Origin of the sequence: Chromobacterium sp. ATCC 53434 (assembly GCF_002848345.1) — a bacterium.
GTDB lineage: Bacteria > Pseudomonadota > Gammaproteobacteria > Burkholderiales > Chromobacteriaceae > Chromobacterium.
The window spans coordinates 1,890,660-1,908,233 of record NZ_CP025429.1; the positions used below are offsets into that span (position 1 = coordinate 1,890,660).

Annotated in this window: 13 protein-coding genes; 8 read left to right on the forward strand and 5 right to left on the reverse strand. The window is 68.4% G+C overall.

What is annotated here, in order from left to right; translation table 11 throughout:
- A complete protein-coding gene (locus CXB49_RS08515) occupies positions 1–891 on the reverse strand; it encodes a helix-turn-helix transcriptional regulator (RefSeq protein ID WP_158300684.1) in 891 nt (296 codons plus the stop codon).
- Positions 892–1,117: 226 nt separating this feature from the next.
- Between CXB49_RS08515 and CXB49_RS08520 the strand changes: the two genes are divergently transcribed.
- The 6 genes from CXB49_RS08520 to CXB49_RS08545 all read left to right on the forward strand — a co-directional run bounded on the left by CXB49_RS08520 (position 1,118) and on the right by CXB49_RS08545 (position 8,878).
- Entirely contained in the window at positions 1,118–3,145 is a 2,028-nt protein-coding gene (locus CXB49_RS08520) for a TonB-dependent receptor (RefSeq protein WP_101707996.1), read from the forward strand.
- The gene (locus CXB49_RS08525) at positions 3,145–4,389 is read left to right on the forward strand and encodes an MFS transporter (RefSeq protein ID WP_158300685.1); all 1,245 of its coding nucleotides are present in this window, start codon (positions 3,145–3,147) and stop codon (positions 4,387–4,389) included. The genes CXB49_RS08520 and CXB49_RS08525 overlap by 1 nt, the downstream gene beginning before the upstream one ends.
- Before the next feature lie 436 nt (positions 4,390–4,825).
- A complete protein-coding gene (locus tag CXB49_RS08530; RefSeq protein ID WP_101707998.1) occupies positions 4,826–5,878 on the forward strand; it encodes a DNA-binding protein in 1,053 nt (350 codons plus the stop codon).
- Positions 5,879–6,348: 470 nt separating this feature from the next.
- Positions 6,349–6,972, forward strand: a complete 624-nt coding sequence (locus CXB49_RS08535) for a hypothetical protein (RefSeq protein ID WP_158300686.1) — start codon at positions 6,349–6,351, stop codon at positions 6,970–6,972.
- A 159-nt stretch (positions 6,973–7,131) separates the two neighbouring features.
- Positions 7,132–7,860 carry a pseudouridine synthase gene (locus tag CXB49_RS08540; RefSeq protein WP_101708000.1) on the forward strand — a complete coding sequence of 243 codons (729 nt, stop codon included), beginning with the start codon at positions 7,132–7,134 and terminating at the stop codon, positions 7,858–7,860.
- Positions 7,861–7,879: 19 nt separating this feature from the next.
- Positions 7,880–8,878 carry a hypothetical protein gene (locus tag CXB49_RS08545; RefSeq protein ID WP_101708001.1) on the forward strand — a complete coding sequence of 333 codons (999 nt, stop codon included), beginning with the start codon at positions 7,880–7,882 and terminating at the stop codon, positions 8,876–8,878.
- Between the two features lie 123 nt (positions 8,879–9,001).
- Here the strand turns inward: CXB49_RS08545 and CXB49_RS08550 are convergent, their stop codons facing one another.
- On the reverse strand, positions 9,002–9,700 hold the full coding sequence (locus CXB49_RS08550; protein WP_101708002.1) for a glutathione S-transferase N-terminal domain-containing protein: 699 nt from the start codon (positions 9,698–9,700) through the stop codon (positions 9,002–9,004).
- A 108-nt stretch (positions 9,701–9,808) separates the two neighbouring features.
- Here CXB49_RS08550 and CXB49_RS08555 point away from each other — a divergent pair, with 108 nt between their 5' ends.
- On the forward strand, positions 9,809–10,456 hold the full coding sequence (locus CXB49_RS08555; protein ID WP_101708003.1) for an SOS response-associated peptidase family protein: 648 nt from the start codon (positions 9,809–9,811) through the stop codon (positions 10,454–10,456).
- Between the two features lie 8 nt (positions 10,457–10,464).
- Here CXB49_RS08555 and CXB49_RS08560 read toward each other — a convergent pair whose 3' ends face one another.
- The 3 genes from CXB49_RS08560 to CXB49_RS08570 all read right to left on the reverse strand — a co-directional run bounded on the left by CXB49_RS08560 (position 10,465) and on the right by CXB49_RS08570 (position 15,920).
- Positions 10,465–11,943 carry an acyl-CoA-binding protein gene (locus tag CXB49_RS08560; protein WP_101708004.1) on the reverse strand — a complete coding sequence of 493 codons (1,479 nt, stop codon included), beginning with the start codon at positions 11,941–11,943 and terminating at the stop codon, positions 10,465–10,467.
- A complete protein-coding gene (locus tag CXB49_RS08565) occupies positions 11,936–13,201 on the reverse strand; it encodes an MASE1 domain-containing protein (RefSeq protein WP_158300687.1) in 1,266 nt (421 codons plus the stop codon). Before CXB49_RS08565 ends, CXB49_RS08560 begins: the two co-directional genes overlap by 8 nt.
- A gap of 97 nt (positions 13,202–13,298) precedes the next feature.
- Positions 13,299–15,920, reverse strand: coding sequence for a diguanylate cyclase (locus CXB49_RS08570; protein ID WP_158300688.1), 2,622 nt, complete (start codon positions 15,918–15,920; stop codon positions 13,299–13,301).
- A gap of 246 nt (positions 15,921–16,166) precedes the next feature.
- On the opposite strand from CXB49_RS08570, the gene CXB49_RS08575 reads away from it, so the two are divergent.
- Positions 16,167–17,573 carry a cytosine permease gene (locus CXB49_RS08575; protein WP_101708007.1) on the forward strand — a complete coding sequence of 469 codons (1,407 nt, stop codon included), beginning with the start codon at positions 16,167–16,169 and terminating at the stop codon, positions 17,571–17,573.
- Position 17,574: the final 1 nt, after the last annotated feature.

Consider the following 17,574-nt stretch of genomic DNA (forward strand, 5'->3'; position numbering starts at 1 on the left):
TCAGCTCGGCTCGGCGCGGCGAGCCTCGCTGGGCAGCAAGCCGAACTCCTTGCGGAAGGCGCTGCTGAAATGGCTGATATTGCTGTAGCCGAGCCGGGAGGCGGTCTCTGTCACGCTGAGCTCCTGCAGCAGTTTCAGCGCCTTCGCCATCCTCTCTTTCTGGAACAGCGCGTAGACGCTGCTGCCGAACAGCGTCTTGAAGCCCTGTTTCAACTTGCATTGATTCAGTCCGGTCGCGCGAGACAGTTGTTCTATCGTCGGCGGTTGGCTCAGATCGCTTAGCAGTCGTTCGCGCGCCTCCTGCAGCTGGCGCCGCTCCCGCGACGGCATGGCCTCGGCCGGCGCCGCCGCGGCCTGCAGCGATCTGACCTGCCAGGCCAGGAACTCGAGCGCGGCGGAGTGCAACAGCAGGCGATCGACGCCTTGTTCCAGCAACCGGGCCAGTCTTTGCGCCGCCACCCGTGTCTGCAGGCTGCAGCGCCGCTGCAGCAGGCAACCTTCCAGGCGGTCGTCGAAACCCAGGCTGTCCGGGTCCGATTGCGTCAGCTCTGCCAGCAGCTGCGGCGTGATGCGCAGCTCGATATTGCAGCAGTCCTCGCTGCAGCCGAGCAGGAAGCGCTTGCCCGGCGCATAGGAACTGAGGGTCTTGTCGCAATCCAGCTGCATGCAGCCGCCCTCGTGGCGGACTTGTATCGATCCGCGCAGCAGGCAGTTGAAATGGATGCAGCCGTCGTCGCCTTCGGTGCTGGCCAGCAACTCCTGCCTGCGGTCGAACTGCGCGCGGGAAACGGTCAGGCCATCGCTCAGGCGTATGGTCTGCACGCGGATGCCGTGAGGTCTGGGCGCGGGCGGGGCGAGTGCGAAGAAGTCGCCTGAATTGAACTCGTTCATGCAATGTCTCCACATCTTTCGGGTATATGCATATTCCCAAAGGATTTTCATGTCAACATGCTAATGATAATGAATCTTATTTAACTTGTATATGCTCAGAGTATTTTATTCGATGGACAGGAGCCCTGGCGAGGAAACTACCGTTGCGGTTGGTCTTGTCCCGATTCGGGTGGCGATGGCAATGCAAGAAATTATCATTTGAGAATTTTCCGACAAGAACCGCCCCATGTCCCGCCATTTCCGCTACGTTTTTCCCTATCCCAAGCCCTTGTTCTGCTGCCTGCTTGGCGCCCACGGCCTGCTGCCGGTGGCGGCGCTGGCTGACGAAGCCGTTGAAACGCTGCCGCCGGTGCAGGTCACCGCGCAGGCCGCCGCTCCGCCGTCCGGGCTGACGATGGATGGGCAGGATTTGCGGCGGCGTCAGCTCGACACCCTGGGCGATGTGGCGGAACGGCAGGCCAATATGAGCGTCAGCGCCTATACCCGGAGCAATCCGGTGGTCTTGATCCGCGGCCTGGGCATAGACGCCGACGAGTCGGACAGCGTCGGCATTCCGGTGACGCTGGACGGCGTGCCCTTGAACGGCCTGGCGCTCGGCCAGTTGTTCGACCTCGGTCAGGCCAGGGTACTGAAGGGACCGCAGACGCTGTACGGGCCGAACGGCATGGGCGGGCTGGTCATGCTGCGCTCGCGCGATCCGGGCGGGGTCGCCGGCGGCAGTCTGGATATCGAGCTGGGCAACGACGGCCGACAACGCCTGACGGCGTCCGGCGATCTGCCGCTGGACGGAGGCACCTTTCTGCGGCTGGCCGCCGGAGCGGAAAACAGCGACGGCCCGACCCGCAACACCGTCTTGCCTGATGGCGACACCGCCTGGTGGCGCAACCGCTTCGCCCATCTGAAGCTGCTGCGCGAGGACGCCGCCGGTGGCGAGTGGCGACTCAGCCTGTTCCACAGCGACGCCCGCGGCGGCAACGACTATCTGGCGCCGTCGCAACTGGCGGCCCGGCATCAATCCGCGGCCGGCGACAGCGGCGTCGACGATACCGCCTACACGCTGGCATCGCTGGAATACCGGCGCGAGCTGGACGACGGCGTCCGGCTGTCCGCGACGGTCGGCGCCAGCCGCCACGACTGGCGTTACTGGCTGCCGCAATCGCTGTTCCACGCGCGCACCGGCTACGATATGAGCGGTTGGCAGTGGAACGGCGACTTCCGGCTGAGCGGCGCGCGCGGCGCCGCCGACTGGATGCTGGGCGCCTTTGTCTCGCAAAGTGGCAAGGACGCGCCGTATCTGTTCGACAGCGGTCCGTATTTTTCCAGCAGCTCGCAGGCCGACATCCATGCCGCGCAATACGCGCTGTACGGCGAGCTGGGCTGGCGCGTCGCCCCGCGCTGGCGGCTGGCGCCGGGCATGCGGCTGCAATACGACGATCAGCGCATGGACTGGCGCGGGGGCACCGCCGGTCTGTACGCGCCGGACCCAGGCATCGCCTCGACCAAGGCGAGCGTCGGCCGCGGCGCGGCCTTGCCGCGGCTGACGCTGGAGTATGGCGCCGACGACGGGCGGTCGGGCTGGCTGACGCTGGCGCGCGGCTACGAGTCGCCGGGCTTCAACAAGTATGCGCTGAGCGCCGACGCCGCCGGCCAGGCCTATCTCCCGGCCACCGCCACCCATGTCGAGCTCGGCTACAAGCTGAGCGGTGCCGACGACGGCTGGGAAGTCGGCGCGGTCGGCTTTCTCACGCGCCTGCGCGACATGCAGGCGGTCACCTCCGACAGTCACGGCGCCAACGTCACCGTCAACGTGCCGCGCGCGCACAGCCGCGGCATCGAGCTGAACGGAGCCTGGCGGCCGTGGCGCGTTTTGCGGCTGTCGGCCGCCGCCGGCTGGATAGATGCGCGCTACGACGAATACCGGGTCAACGGCGTCGACTACGGCGGACGGCAGTTCGCAGCGACGCCGAAACGCAGCGGCCGGCTGGCTGCCGACTGGCAGCCGGCGGAAAGCTGGGAACTGGGCGTCTCGTTGACGCATAGCGCGTCGTCGGCGCTCTATCCGGACAGCCAGGTGGTCAGCCCGGCCCACAATCTGGTCGACGCGCATCTGGACTGGCATGGCCGCAAGTGGCGGGCCGGCCTCTATGGCAAGAATCTGGGCAACGCTGTCTATTACACCCGAGCGGTTTCCGGCGGATATGTCGTCGCCGGCGCGCCGCGCGGCTACGGGATCAGGATGGGAGTCGATTTCTGATGAGACGCTTGCTTGCCAACGCCGCGCCGTCGGAGACGGACGCGTCCCGCGCCGACCGTTCGCTGTATATCGCGCTGGCCGCGATGTACATCGCCCAGGGCCTGCCGATAGGCTTCGCCTTCAACGCGATGGGCACGCTGATCCGGGAGAGCGGCCACGATCTGGCCATGGTCGGCATGACTGGCCTGGCCTTCCTGCCGTGGGCGCTGAAATTCCTGTGGGCCGGCGCCGTCGACAACGCCTGCCGGCGCTGGGGCATGGCCCGCGTCGCGCTGGCGTTGCAGGCGCTGATCGTCGCCGGTTTTCTCGGTCTGGCGCCGCTGTCGCTGCGCACGCAGCTGGGCGTCGCGCTGGCGGCCCTGGTCTGGCTCAATCTCTTGTGCGCCACCCAGGACATCGTCACCAACGCCTGCGCCGTCACCCGGCTGCAGGGTCGGCGGGCCGGCGCCGCCAACGCCATCCAGGTGGCCGGCTTCCTGTTGGGCATGTTGGCAGGCGGCGGCGGGGTGCTGCTGCTGTACGCCCGCTTCGGCTGGATGACGGCGATGGCGCTGCTGGCCGGCGCGATGGCAACCGTCTTTCTGCTGCTGGCCGGCAATCGCGGCTGGGCGGTCGACGCCGGCCAGGCTGCGCCGGCCGGCAGGGCGAGGCTGCGCGACAGCTGGAAGCGGGCCGATTTCGCTTGGGCCGTCCTGCTGGCGCTTAGTTTCAAGACCGCCAGCTCCGCCTTGCCGGCCTTGCTCCAGCCCTGGCTGCTGGACCATGGCTTCGGCGTCGCGCGGATAGGCACGCTGCAGCTGAGCAATATGCTGGCGACGGCAGTCGGCGCGCTGCTGCTGGGCATGCCGCTGGTGCGCCGGCTGGGCAGCCGCCGCGCCGTCGGCGCCGGCCTGGCGCTGGCCGCGCTGGGGCAGGGCGGGGCCAGCCTGTTGAGCGGCTGGCCCGGTTTTCCCGCCTGGGCAGCGTTCGCGCTGTTCGGCGCGCAAAGCCTGCTGGAAGGCGCGATGTACGTGACGATCTGGTCGCTGTTCATGAACTGGGCTTCTCCGAGCCGGCCGGGAACCGACTATACGGCGATGCAATGCTGCGAAAGCCTGGGCAGCACGCTGGCCATCGCCGCGGTCGCGCCGTTGGCCGGCCTGCTCGGCTACGGCTACGTCTTTGCCGGGATCTGGGCGCTGTCCTGGCTGCTGCTCGGCGTCGCCGCGCTGTGCCTGCCCCGGCTGCGGCTGTGTGCCGATTAGGCGCCGGCGGTTTCCCGGCGCCTGCCGGGCGATCGTCGCCCGGCGTCCCGCCGCGGGATACGGCTGTCCGGGCCGGCTTCGCAGGCGGGGCACGCCGCCGCGGGCGACATGGGAAGGGCTCGAGGAGGAGCTTCCTGGAGCCGGGGACGAGGCTGGCCGCGGCTGAAACCGTCGGTGAGGAGCGCTCCGTTGATTGAGCGCTTCTGTGGCGGCGAGAGCCACGACAGGGCCACGGCCGTTGCCGAGGCTGGCGATCCGGCGGGATGGGGCGATGCCGGCCGGCAGGATTTTGACCTTACCGTTCGATAAAATTTCCGATAAGTATAATTATCGGAAAAATTTAAGGAAAAAGATAAATAAATAACGTTATACGTAATATATTTTCTACTCTGCTTTTGCTACACTGCCGGCAACAATCATTCGGCGGAGAAGACTGATGGCTGCGGATATCTATGCGCGGATCCGGCAGGCGGCATTCGAGCTGGTCGGCGAGGGCGTGTGGCCGACGGTGGTCGAGGTGCGCGCCCGGCTGGGCAGTGGTTCCAACACCACGATCAACAACACGCTGAAGGCGTGGCGGCAGGAATTCCTGGCGCGGGTGGCGGTGTCGTCGCGGCGGCCGGACTGGCCGCCCAGCCTGGTGGAGGCGTTCGAGCAGGTGTGGCAGAAGGCCTGCGACGAGTCGGAGCGGCAGCTGGAGTCGGTGCGGCAGGAAATGGAGGCCGAAGCCGCCGGCCTGCGCGCCGAGTCGGAGGCGCTGACGGCGGCCGGGCAGCGGGCCGAGGCCGAGGCGCAGTCGCTGCGCCATCAACTGGAGTTGGGCGCCGCCCGCCAGGTCGAGCTGGACGCTGCGCTGCGGCGCGAACGCTTGCAACTGGAGGCGCTGCAGCGAGAGCGCGAGGCCCTGTCGGTGGCGGCGGAAGCGCTGCGCGGCGAGCTGGCCGAGGCGCGCCAGGCGTCCGATGCGCGTCAGGCTGAGCTGGAGCAGCGGCACGAGCAGGCCTTGCGAGAAGCCAGGGCGGAGTCCGAACGCAAGGAGGCTCTGGCCTACGAGCGCTTGGAGGGTTTGCGCGTCCGGCTGTACCAGCAGGTGGAGGACGAGCGCAGGGACATGAAGGGGCAGTTGCAGAAACAGGAAACCGTTCTGCAGCAGACGCGGCAGGATGCCGCCAAGGTGGAAGGCCTGTGGCGCGAACGCATGCTGGAGCGCGAGCGCGACAACGGCGGCCTGTTGGCGCGCTTGGAGTTGTCGCAGCAGCAGGCGGACGCGGCGCGCGAGGAATTGGAGCGGCAGCGCGGCGCCGGCGAGGCGGCGGCGGCGCGGGTGCTGGAACAGGCGGCCGAGCTGGCGCGTTTGCAGGAGCGGCAGCGGTTGCAGCGGGAACATTGGCTGGAGCGCATCGAAGGCGCGCTGGCCGCGAACGCGGCGCCGGTGGAGACCGAGGCGCGCCGGAGCTGGCTGGAGGCCTTGCTGGAGCCGCGCGCTTAGAGCCTGTATTACGGTCTTTTTGCGGCGTCGGCGGTTTTCTGCTGCATGCAGGGCGCCCAAAGCGGCCCGCCGCAGTGTCGTTCACTGCAAGGGACGTTTGACAAAGCCATGCGCCGGCAGAAAACGGCCCCGGAGGGCAGCCCAGCCAGCAGGCCATCTGCGGCGTTGTCGGGCTGGACCTTGGAATCACCAAGGCCTACGCCCCCCGCCTTGCATCTGACCTGCTGGCTGGGCTGCGATGCTCGTCAAAAGATCGTAAACAGGCTCTTGGCGGCGTCATCTTTGCGCCAGTATCGCCGGCCTGTCCTTGCCGGGCCGCTTCTGGCGCCCTGGATCGGCGGAGCGGCCGCTGCCGCAAAAGACTTTGAACAGGCGCTTGGGCCACCTGTCCCGACTGCCTGGACGGTTGGCGCACCGCCGTCGCGCCATCGGCTATGCTGAATGAGTTTCACTCGTTCAAGGAGCCGACCATGACTGTGCAAGGATTCGCCGTTCTCTATGTGGTGCTGGTCCTGCTGCTGTTTGCCGCGGTGGCCTGGAAAACCCCGATACTGCGCGACCGAGGCGCGCTGGCGCCCGGCGTCGCGGCCGGCGGGCAGACCTTCAGCCTGGCGCGCAGCCAGTTGCTGTGGTGGACGCTGGCGATCGCGCTGGTGGCCGGCTGGCAGTTGATCCTGACCGGCAATCTGTTGTCGCCGACGCCGCAGGTGCTGCTCTTGCTTGGCATCAGCGCCGTCACTTCCAGCGTGGCCGGCCTGGTGGACCAGCAGAACGGCGCGGCGGCGCCGCTGGGCGCTTCCCGCGGCTGGCTGCAGGACATCCTCGACGACGGGCAGGGCGTTTCCATCCACCGTTACCAGGCGCTGCTGGCCAATCTGGGCCTGGGCCTGGCCTTCATCTACAAGTCGATCGCGCTCGACCGTTTCTACGAGATCGATCCGATGTGGCTGGGCGTGCTCGGCGTCAGCAGCGCGCTCTACGTCGGCGTCAAATCGCGCGAGGGCGGCATTCCCGCCGCGCCGGCAACGGCCCCCGCCGCCGCGCAGCCGCAGCCGGTCAATCCGGGCGGCGCGCCGCCGGCCCTGACGGTCTAGCCCGCGATCGCGACGGGCCGCCGCGGCGGCCCTTTTTCTTTGCGCCGCGCCGGCCGCCATGGTCAGCCGGGGCGCAATCCCCTACAATATCGGTCGATTCAATGGCGGCCTCCGCGTACGACGCGACCGGAGTCCGCTTTTTCATTACGGAAAGACCAAATGGAACCTGTACGCCTGTCAAAACGCATGGCCGAACTGGGCTTGTGCTCGCGCCGGGAGGCTGACAGCTATATCGAGCAAGGCTGGGTCAAGGTGGACGGCGAAGTCGCCGTGCTGGGCCAGAAAGTGCTGCCGCACAATCTGATCGAGGTGGATCGCAAGGCGCAGGACGCCCAGTCCGCCCGCGTCACCATCCTGCTGAACAAGCCCATGGGCTATGTGTCCGCCCAGGCCGAGGACGGCTATGAGCCGGCGGTGGTGCTGATCAAGCCGGAAAACCACTGGGCCGAGGATGGCAGCCGCAAGCGCTTCCAGCCCTCGCACCTGCGTGGGCTGGCGCCGGCCGGCCGGCTGGACATCGACTCGGTCGGCCTGCTGGTGCTGACCCAGGACGGTCGCGTCGCCAAGCATCTGATCGGCGAGAACTCGTCGGTGGAGAAGGAATACCTGGTGCGGGTCGAGGGCGAGCTGATTCCGGGCGGCCTGGCCTTGCTGAACCACGGTCTGTCGCTGGACGGCAAGCCGTTGCGGCCGGCCAAGGTCGGCTGGCAGAACGACGACCAGCTGCGCTTCGTGCTGCAAGAGGGCAAGAAGCGGCAGATCCGCCGGATGTGCGAACTGGTGGGCCTGCGCGTGGTGGGCTTGAAGCGCATCTCCATCGGCAAGGTCAAGCTGGGCAATCTGCCGACCGGCCAGTGGCGCTATCTGCGCGACGACGAGCAGTTCTGAGCCGAAGGGCGAGGCGGCGATGTTCGAGCATGTGCTGCGCAGACTGGGCCTGGACGCCGGCAGCCGGCGACAGGCTAAGGCGCTGGCCGCTCAAGTCGAGCAGCTGATCGACGGCTGCGACCGCCGGCTGCGGCTGCTGCCGGACTACCAGCGGGCGCTGGCGCCTGGGCTGCGCGTTTCGCAGGACTATCTGTCCGGCTTGCTCGAGCAATTGCCGCCGCCGCTGCGGCTGTCGCTGCCGTTTTCGCGCGATCCGCGGCTGGGACTGTTGTTTTCCGGTCCGTCCAGCCTGCTGCAACTGCTGGACGGCAGCGCCGAGCTGCGCGAATTCTTCCTGTCCGCCTCCAATGGCGACGAGGTCTGGGCCTTGCTCAGCATGCAGCGCAGCGAGACCCGCCGTTTCGGCGCCGCGCTGGAGGGCGGAGAGCTGCGCAACGATGTGGCGCAGGTGGTGGTCAGCTTCGACGGCCATCGGCTGATGATGCCCAGCGTCAGCGACGAGGCCTTGCTGAGGCAGTCCGGCGCGCATGCGCTCGACGTGCTGTGCGCGGTGATCGCGCGGCATTTGGGCGAGCGGGAGCAGGCGCGCCAGCTGGCGGAGGTCGAGCAGACCCGGCTGATGTTGCGCCGGCGCGCGTTGGGGGCCGACGATTGCACGGTGATAGACGGCGGCGGCGACTGCGGCGATTTGCCGGACACGCTGTCCGGCGTGGACGCCCGCCTGGCCGAGTTGGCGCCGCGGCTGGCGGCCTTGCGCGAAGACGCCTGCCTGGAGGGCATGCTGCGGCAGGTGAGGCAGATACTGGAGCGGCCGGCCGATTATTTCAGCCTGCGGGCCGTCACGCTGCACCTGAACCGGATGGGCGTCCAGGCCGAGCCGGGCGGCGACGGCGTCGCCGAGCTCAGGCTGAAGGAGGTGGTGCTGGGGCGGGAGCAGTCGGTCCGCCGCGCGCTGCTGCCGGTGCGCATCCGCCGCGACGACATCGCCGAGCTGCGCCGCCGGTTCGGCGACGACTGACGAAAAGGTCAGGCAGCGCCCCGGCTACGGACTATGCTGAATTAACGAGAGTTTCAATCGGCCTCAGGGCGGTCGGTTGAATCTGCCCCGACCTTCTGGCCGGGGCTTTTTTATGCGCGCCGCTCAGTCGCGCGCGCGGCCGTCCTGGCCGAACAATATCGCGCGCGATTTCTCGTCCACGGTCGGCGCGGTATTGATTTCGGCGGCGCGATCGTAGGCGCGTCGGGTCGCCGGCCGCGCCTGGATGCGCTCGAACCAGCGCCGCAGCGACGGGAAATCGTTCAAATCCTGCCGTTGCTTCTCATGCGGCACGATCCACGGATAGCAGGCCATGTCGGCGATCGAGTATTCGCCGGCGATGTAGTCGCGCCCGTCGGACAGCGCGGTGTCCAGCACCCGGTACAGCCGCGCGGTCTCCCGAACGTAGCGGTCCACCGCGTAAGGAATCGGCTCCGGCGCGTACTGGGTGAAATGGTGGTTCTGTCCGGCCATCGGCCCCAGTCCGCCCATCTGCCAGAACAGCCATTGCAGCGCCTCGTTGCGTCCGCGCAGGTCCTTGGGCAGGAAGCGGCCGGTCTTGTCGGCCAGATACTGCAGGATGGCGCCGGACTCGAACAGGCTGATCGGCTGGCCGCCGTCGGCCGGCGCATGGTCGACGATGGCCGGGATGCGGTTGTTCGGGGCGATGCGCAGAAAGTCGGGCTGGAACTGCTCGCCCTGGCCGATATTGACCGGAACGATGCGGTAGGGCAGCCCGGCCTCCTCGAGAAATAGGGTGATCTTGTGGCCGTTGGGCGTGGTCCAGTAATACAGGTCGATCATGATGGCCTTCCTGCTGTCGGGTGATGGAAACAATGACATGGGGGCGGCGGCGCGTTTTCAAAGGGGGGGCGCTGGCCGGCGGCGAGCCGGCTGAGCGATAATGGCGCGATGTGTGTCAATTTCATTCCGCCGTCCCGTGGGCAGTTGCCGCGGCATTTCGGCGCGGAGGCCGCGGACGACTGGCAGTGGCCGGACGAGGCCTGGCAGGACTACGCGGCGCCTATCCTGACGCGCGACGGTCCGCGACTGGCCTCGTACGGCTTCGTGCCGAAACGCCATCAGCCGGCCGGCGTGCGCTTGTCGACGATGAACGCCCGCGCCGAAACGATAGGCCAGCTGCGCAGTTTCCGCGACGCCTGGCTGCGCTGTCAGCTGTGCCTGGTGCCGATGCGGGCCTTTTGCGAGCCGTGCTACGAAAGCGGCAGGGCGGTGCGCATGCGGATAGGCCTGGCCGACGGCGCGCCGTTCGCGGTGGCCGGCTTGTGGCGGGAGTGGCGCGAGGCCGACGGTTCGATCAGCGCGGCCTTCGCCCAGATCACCGTCAACGCCGACCATCATCCGCTGATGCGGCGCATGCACAAGCCGGGCGACGAAAAGCGCGCGCTGGTCATCGTGCCGCCATCGCTGTACGACGTCTGGCTGGATTGCCGCGATCCGGAGCGCGCGCGGGCGCTGCTGACGGCTGCGGCCGGAGATGGCCTGGTGGCGGAGGCCGAGACGCCGCCGCCGTCGCCGCAGGGTTCGCTGTTCGATTGAGCGGCGGTTCAGGCGTTTTCGGCGTCGGTGGTTTTCAGTCGATTGACCAAGGCCACGTAGTCCGCCATCGCCTGTTGGCGTTCCACGCCGCGGCGGGCCGCCCAGGCGTCGTACTTGGCGCGGCCCACCATGTCCATCACGCTTGGCCGCTCGCCGGCGACGTCGCCGACCGAGCCCTGTTTGTACAGCGAGTACAGCGCCAGCAGCGTGTCGTTGTCCGGCGCCTTGCGCAGCGTGCGCGACAGCGCCGCGGCGGCCTCGAAGGCCTTTTCCGCCTCGCTGGGGCCGTCCGGCAGCGGCTGGCCGCCGAAATGGCGGTCCTCGGCCGCGACGTCGTCGGGAAACCAGCGCGCCTCCAGCAGCCGCCGCTGCCGCATCTGCAGCGCCAGCACGCCGGACGAGGCCAGCTCGCCGTGGCGCAGCGTGGCGGGCAGCACCACCATGCCGGCGTTGACCACGGCGGCGCCGAAGGCGGTGAAGGCCGTGCCGTCGCCGGCCCAGGCGAGCAGCCGCTGCAGGCCCTTGCGGCCGGAGAAGGCGCCGCTGCTGCGGTTGGCGCCCGGCTGCAGCCAGACGAAGTCGGGGATGCCCAGCCGGTATAGCGCGGCGAAGTCGCCGCGCTCCAGCTCGGCGCGCGCGGCCGCCAGCAGCTCGGCGATCTCGGCCGCCGTCATCCGCGGATCGATCATGCCCATGCCCAGCGAGCCGGCGGCGCTGGCCTCGAGGAATTCCAGCACGTTCTTGCCGACGATCTCGCGGTCGTTGTCGACGCAGACCATGTGGTAGCTGTCCTCCAGCACCACCATCCGGGCCTGGCCGGCGCGTTTGCCGTGGCCGATGCGCTCCACCAGATAGTGGGCCGAGCGCAGGCTGGTCAGCTCGTCCTGGCGAGCGTGGACGACCAGGGTTGGGCAGGCGATGCGCTCCAGGCCGCGCATCACCGCCGCGCGCAGCCGGTCCACCTCGCGTATGCAGGCCAGCGGCACCCAGCCGTAGTGGAAATTCTCGCCGCGCTTGAACTTGGCCTTGACGATGGCCCGCAGCTGCTCGTTCTTGATGCCGTAGGGTTCCTCTTCCTCCACCTTCATCCGCTCGGGCAGGCCGGGTATTCGGTACAGCAGCGGGCGCAGGCCGCGGTACCACGGCGTGGCCCAGCCGTCGATGTAGACCGGCGGAGCCAGCACGATCAGCCGGCCCTTGTCGTGCCGTTCCCGCTTGGCGGTTTCCACCGCCAGCAGCGCGCCCATGCACATGCCCATCAGGTGCAGCACCTCGTGCTGGGCGGCCACTTCCCGGTATTTGGCCCGCACCGCCTCCAGCCAGTCCTCCATCCGGACGCTGTTCAAATCCTCGGGGCGGCCGCCGTGGCCGGGCAAGGTCAGCGAGTGGGTGGCGAAGCCGGCGTTTTTCAGCCGCTTGTGCATCGAGCCCAGATCGTACTGGGTGCCGCCCAGACCGTGTATCAACAGGATGCCGGGTTCAGCCATCGTTGTTCTCCAGCCGCAGCAGGCCGACCACCTGCTCGACGGCTTCGTCGGCGCCGCGTATGCCGGCCAGCCTTTCGCGCACGCGCACGCTGCGGCCGTCCCCCAGCCGCAGCGTGTAGCTCTGTTCGCTGGCGCGCGCGCCGCCCTGGGCCACCTGCAGCCAGGTGGCCTGCACCAGCTCGCGTTCGGCCGGGTCTATCCGTTCCAGCCATTCGTCGAGGCTGGCGATGGCGGCGGCGTCGGCGCCCAGCACGCGGTCGGCACCCTCGCTCCAGGTGGCGCCGCCGGTGACGGCGTCGTATTCGACGCTGGCCACGCCGACCGCCTGCATGATGCGCTCGTAGCGCAGCCGCCAGGCCTGGGCGTCGTCCCGCGACTGGCGGCGTTCGCCGGACAGCGCGCGCACCGCTATCATCACCGCGGCCCAGATGATGACGAAGCCCTGTACCTCTACCACCGCCTCGCCGTGGAAACCCTCGTCGACGGCGAACGGTCCGCCGCCTGCGGCGGTGCGGCCTATGATCAGCAATCCGCCTATCAGCAGGGCCAGCGCGCCGCCGCGCGCGCCCCACAGCGCGGCGGCGATCAAGAGGAAGGGCATCGGCAGATAGGCCAGCGTGGCGGCGACATGGCCGTAGTGCTGCTGGCCGTGGTCGATGAAGACCAACGCCACCGCGATCAGGAAGACGGCGAAGGCGGCGGCGCCGCCGAGGAACTGGGTCATGGCCATGCCGCCGGAACGGCGCAGGCGGAAGCCGCGAAAGGCGGTCACCACCGGCGTCAGCAACAGGGTGCCGACGGCGCTGGACAGGGTCCAGGTGCAGCCTTCCAGCAAAAGATTGAGGTCGGGGCGCTGCCATTGCCACAAGGCCACCGCCAGCGCGCCGCCGAGGACGGAGCCGGCCAGCGCGCCGACGATGAACAGCGCGGCGCCGGCCGGACTGTCGGGATCGCGGCGGCCCAGCGTCGCGATCCAGGCGCCGACGGCCACGCTGGCCACTTCGACGCCGGCGAAGGCGACGGCGCCGAGCGGATCGAGGCCGTGGGCCGCCATGCCCCAGGCGGCTGCCGCCAGCGCGGCGCCGGCCAGCGTGGCCGGCCACCACCAGCGGGCCGAGATTAGCAGCGCGGAGAAGGTGACGCCGCTGCCCAGCCAGACCGGTATCGTTTCGGTCGCCGCGCTGGCCAGCGATTTGGAAATCGCGGCGACAGCGAGAAACAACACGGCGATCAGCAGAATCCTTTGCAGCTGTTGCACGGCGACTCCTGGTGGCTTGGGAGGGGGCGATGCGAGTTGCGTCAGACCGGATCGCGATGCGGCCGATCCTGCATACAGCATAGCCGGCCGCGCGGCGTCAGCCCACCCGTTGCAGCCGGAAGGCGTCGCGACCTGCCTCCTTGGCCCGGTACAAGCTTTCGTCGGCGATCTCCAGCAGCCGCTCGGGCGTGACGTCCGGCCGGGAGGCGTAGGCGACGCCTATGCTGGTGGTCATCCGGCGCGTCTGGCCATGCAGCTCGATGTCCTGCCGCGCCACCGCCAGCAGCTTTTCCACGACGCTGACGGCTGTCTGCTCGGAATCCAGCCCTATCAGCAGGATGACGAACTCGTCGCCGCCCAGCCGCGCCACGTGGTCGGTGGCGCGCACATTGCCGCGCAGGCGGCGCGCGAACTCGCGGATCAGCTCGTCGCCGGCGGCGTGGCCCAGCGTGTCGTTGACCTGCTTGAAGTGGTCGATGTCCAGGAACAGCAGGGCCAGTCCCAGGCGCTTGATGTAGTGGTGCTTGATTTCGTCTTCCAGCAACTCCATGAAGGCGGCCCGGTTCAGCAGGCCGGTCATCGCGTCCTGGGTCACCTTGCTGCGCAGCTCGATCTCGCGCGCGCGCGCCTGGGTGATGTCCCAGATCATCACGTAGAAGCCGGATATCGAGCCGTCGGCGTGCTGCTGCGGAATGTAGCGGCCTTCGACGTAGCGGCTGTCGCCGCGCACCATCATTTCCCGCTCGAAGGAAACGGCCTGGCCCGCCAGCGCCTGATCGACATAGGGCCGCACGGTGTCGTAGGCCTCGTCGCCGAGAAAATCGCGCATCGACGAACCGATGATCTGCTCCGGTGCGATGCCGAACAGCCTCATATAGGCTTTGTTGCAATAGCGGTAGCGTTGCTCGTTGTCGATGAAGGCCACCAGCGCCGGAATGGAGTCGGTCACGGTCTTTAGCAGGGCTTCGCGCAATACCAGGTCCAGCTCGGCCAGCTTTCTTTGCGTGATGTCGCGCACGCTGACACTGACGCCGTCGCCGGCGCGGACGATCTCGTGGTGTATCCAGGTCGGGTGGGTGGCGTCGTAAGCCTTCGGCATTTCCTCTGAAATGGCCCGGCCGGTTTCGATCACGCTGCGGTAGTGGTCGAAATGGCTGGGAATGCGGTATTGCTCGGTCAGTGATTTGAGCTTGCGGCCTATCGCCTCGTCGCGGCGCAGCTGCCACATCCGTTCGGCCTCGGAATTGATGTAGACCACGCGGAAGTCCATCACCGCGCCGGAGGCGTCGCGCAGCGCCTCCATGATGATGAAGGCGTCCATATTGGCCTCGGCGGCGTTGCGGAAACGCTCGGCCGCCAGTTCCGCCATCAGATTGGAGCGCAGCACCTCGCGCAATAGCGGCGAGGTGCGCCAGCGCAGGATCAGCGTGCCGACGGTGACCAGCGCCAGCATGATCAGCGCGTCCACTTCCAGATCGTGGCGGATCGGCGCCAGCAGGTCCGCCACCCGGATCTTGTAGCTGAAGGCGAGTCCGCTGTCGCCGACCGGCGCATAGGCGGCGATCACGTCGCGGCCGGAGAAGTCCACGGTGTGCAGCGAGCCGCTTTTTCCGGAAAAGGCCGGCCACATGGTGAAATGGTGGATGTTGCCGGCCATCGGTATCGTGGGGCCGATCTCGTGAGGAGATTGCGAGAAACAGCGCAGATCATGGCTGTCGTGGCCGCACAGCGCATACAGGCCGCTGAGGCTGTCGCGCGGCGCGGTGTCCATGACGATGCGGTCGAACATGTCCAGACGCTGCTCGACGACCAGCCGCGACACGCCGGCCGAGGTGCGGTAGACGTCGACGGTGCGGTACAGATAGTGGCCGTTCCACAGCAGCCGGGCGCCGGGCGGCGAACGCAGCGCCAGCGCCTGGCGCGGCCGGGTTTCGAAATAGCCGACCTGCACCAGGGTGCGGCCGCCGCCGTCCTCGATGGCGATGCCGTTCAAGGTCATGTGGTTGCGGGCCGACAATTCGGCGGCGGCGGCGCTGGCGTCCAGCTTGTCGCGGCTGGCGTCTTCCAGCAGCTTTTGCATCGCCGGACGCTGGTAGAGCCGGCGCACGATATTGTCGCTGATGCCGAACTGTGCGGTCAGCAGCGCCATCCGCACCGACGCGCCCCAGCTGTACAGCAATTCCAGATTGACCAGATAGGCCACCGCGCCCAGCATGCCGAGCAACAGCGGCAACCGGACGCAGAGGTCCACCAGCCGGCGTCGGCCCGGCGTCGAGCCGGGCTGCAACAGCATGCCGCAGCCCAGCATGGCCAGCGCCATGGCGGTCGGCGGCGCCATCCGGCCGGGATGGGGCAGCATGTCGTGGCGCCAGGCGTGCAGCCGGGGCAGGTCCAGCCACCAGGACTGGCCGCTGAGGAGCTCCAGCAGCGCCAGCGCCGCCAGCGCCAGCACCGCCGCCGCCAGCGGTCGATGCGCCCGCCATTGCGGCCGCCACAGCGCCAGCGTCAGCGCGAGGCCGTACAGCGCCAGACAGAACGCCGTGGAGATCACCATGTGGATGTTTTCCGGAATCAGGGCGGGAGAGCGGGAGAGCCAGCCATCGATGACGCCGGCGCCAAGCAGCATCAGGAACAGTCCGGCCGCCGAGGCCAGCAACCGGTATCGATCGTGCAGCAGCTGGCGTTTGAGTCCGCTTATGGACAGGGTGAGTCTATGCACTGCATTCCATCCTGCGAGCCGGCGCTGAAAGTTCTTATAAGAAATGTTAGGACAAATATCGCCGGGCATCGCCCGCGGGCCGGAATAAACTGGGCGGGCGCGCGGCGCGCCATGTCAGCCGGATGCCGCAATGCCGCATGACTTTGATTTGCCCGACGCCATGTCGACGGTATAGATTGTTCGACGCAGGCACGGGACGCGCCGCGCCAAGACGGCCGCGCCCGGGAGAAGCCAGGAGAAACCGTCATGCCAACGCAAGCATCCGTCCGTTCCACGCTGACCGAGCGCCGCTCGATAGACTTCATTCCCGAGACCGAGCGCCATGGGCGCGTTTTCAGCCAGTTTACCTTGTGGCTGGCGGCCAATCTGCAGATCACCGCCGTCGTCACCGGCGCGCTGGCGGTGGTGCTGGGCGGCGACGTGCTGTGGTCCATCGCAGGCCTGGCCCTGGGGCAGGCCGCCGGCGGCCTGGTGATGGCGCTGCACGGCGCGCAGGGGCCGCGGCTGGGGCTGCCGCAGATGCTGGCCAGCCGCGCGCAGTTCGGCGTCCGGGGCGCGGTGCTGCCGCTGGCGCTGGCCTGCGCGATGTATCTGGGTTTCAACGCCACCGGCATGATCTTGTCCGGCCAGGCGCTGGGACAGTTGCTGAGCGTCGACGATCGTGTCGGCATCGCGCTGTTCGCGCTGGCGGTGATGGCCGCCGCCGCGCTGGGCTACCGCGCGATACACAGGCTGGGGCGGGTGGCCAGCGCGCTCGGCCTGCTGGCCTTTCTGTATTTGTTCATCCGCCTGGCCGGCAGGGCGGACCTGCTGCAACTGGCGCTGGACAGGCAGCATTTCGATCCGGCCGCCTTCTGCACCGCGGTATCGCTGTCCGCCTCGTGGCAGATCGCTTTCGCGCCGTATGTGTCGGACTATTCGCGTTATCTGCCGTCGGCGACGCCGCCGGCCCGGGTGGCGCTGGCGATAGGGCTGGGTTCGGCGCTGGGCGCGCAGATCGCGATGTCGCTCGGCGTGCTGGTGGCCGCCGTCGGCGGCGCGGCCTTCCGCGGGCACGAGGTCGCGTATTTCGTCGGTCTGGGCGCCGCCGGCGCCGTCGCGTCGGCGCTGTTCTTCTGCGTCGCCTTCGGCAAAATCACCATTTCCACGCTGAACGCGTATGGCGGCTTCATGTGCGTCAGCACCATCGCCGCCTCCTTCGGCGGCCGGTCCGCCGCGATAGGTCCGCTGAGGCGCTGGCTGACGGTGGCGGCGCTGGTGCTGGTCTCGGTGGCCGTCGCCGTCTGGGCGCAGCACAGCTTCCTGCCGCTGTTCAAATCGTTCCTGCTGTTGCTGCTGGCCTTCTTCACGCCGTGGAGCGCGGTGAATCTGGTCGATTTCTACCTGCTGTCCGGTGCCAGGACCGATGCGGCGGCGCTGGCGGGCGGCGGCGACGGTCCCGCTTACGCCTGGCCGGGCCTGACCGCCTATCTGGCCGGCGTGCTGCTGCAACTGCCTTTCATCGATTGCGCCTTCTTCACCGGACCGGCGGCGAGACTGCTGGGCGTCGATCTGTCCTGGCTGGTCGGCTGGCTGGCGCCGGCGGCGCTGTACTGGCTGCTCCGCCGGCGCGCGGGCGCGGGGCGGATGGCCGCCGCGCGCCATCCCGGCTAGG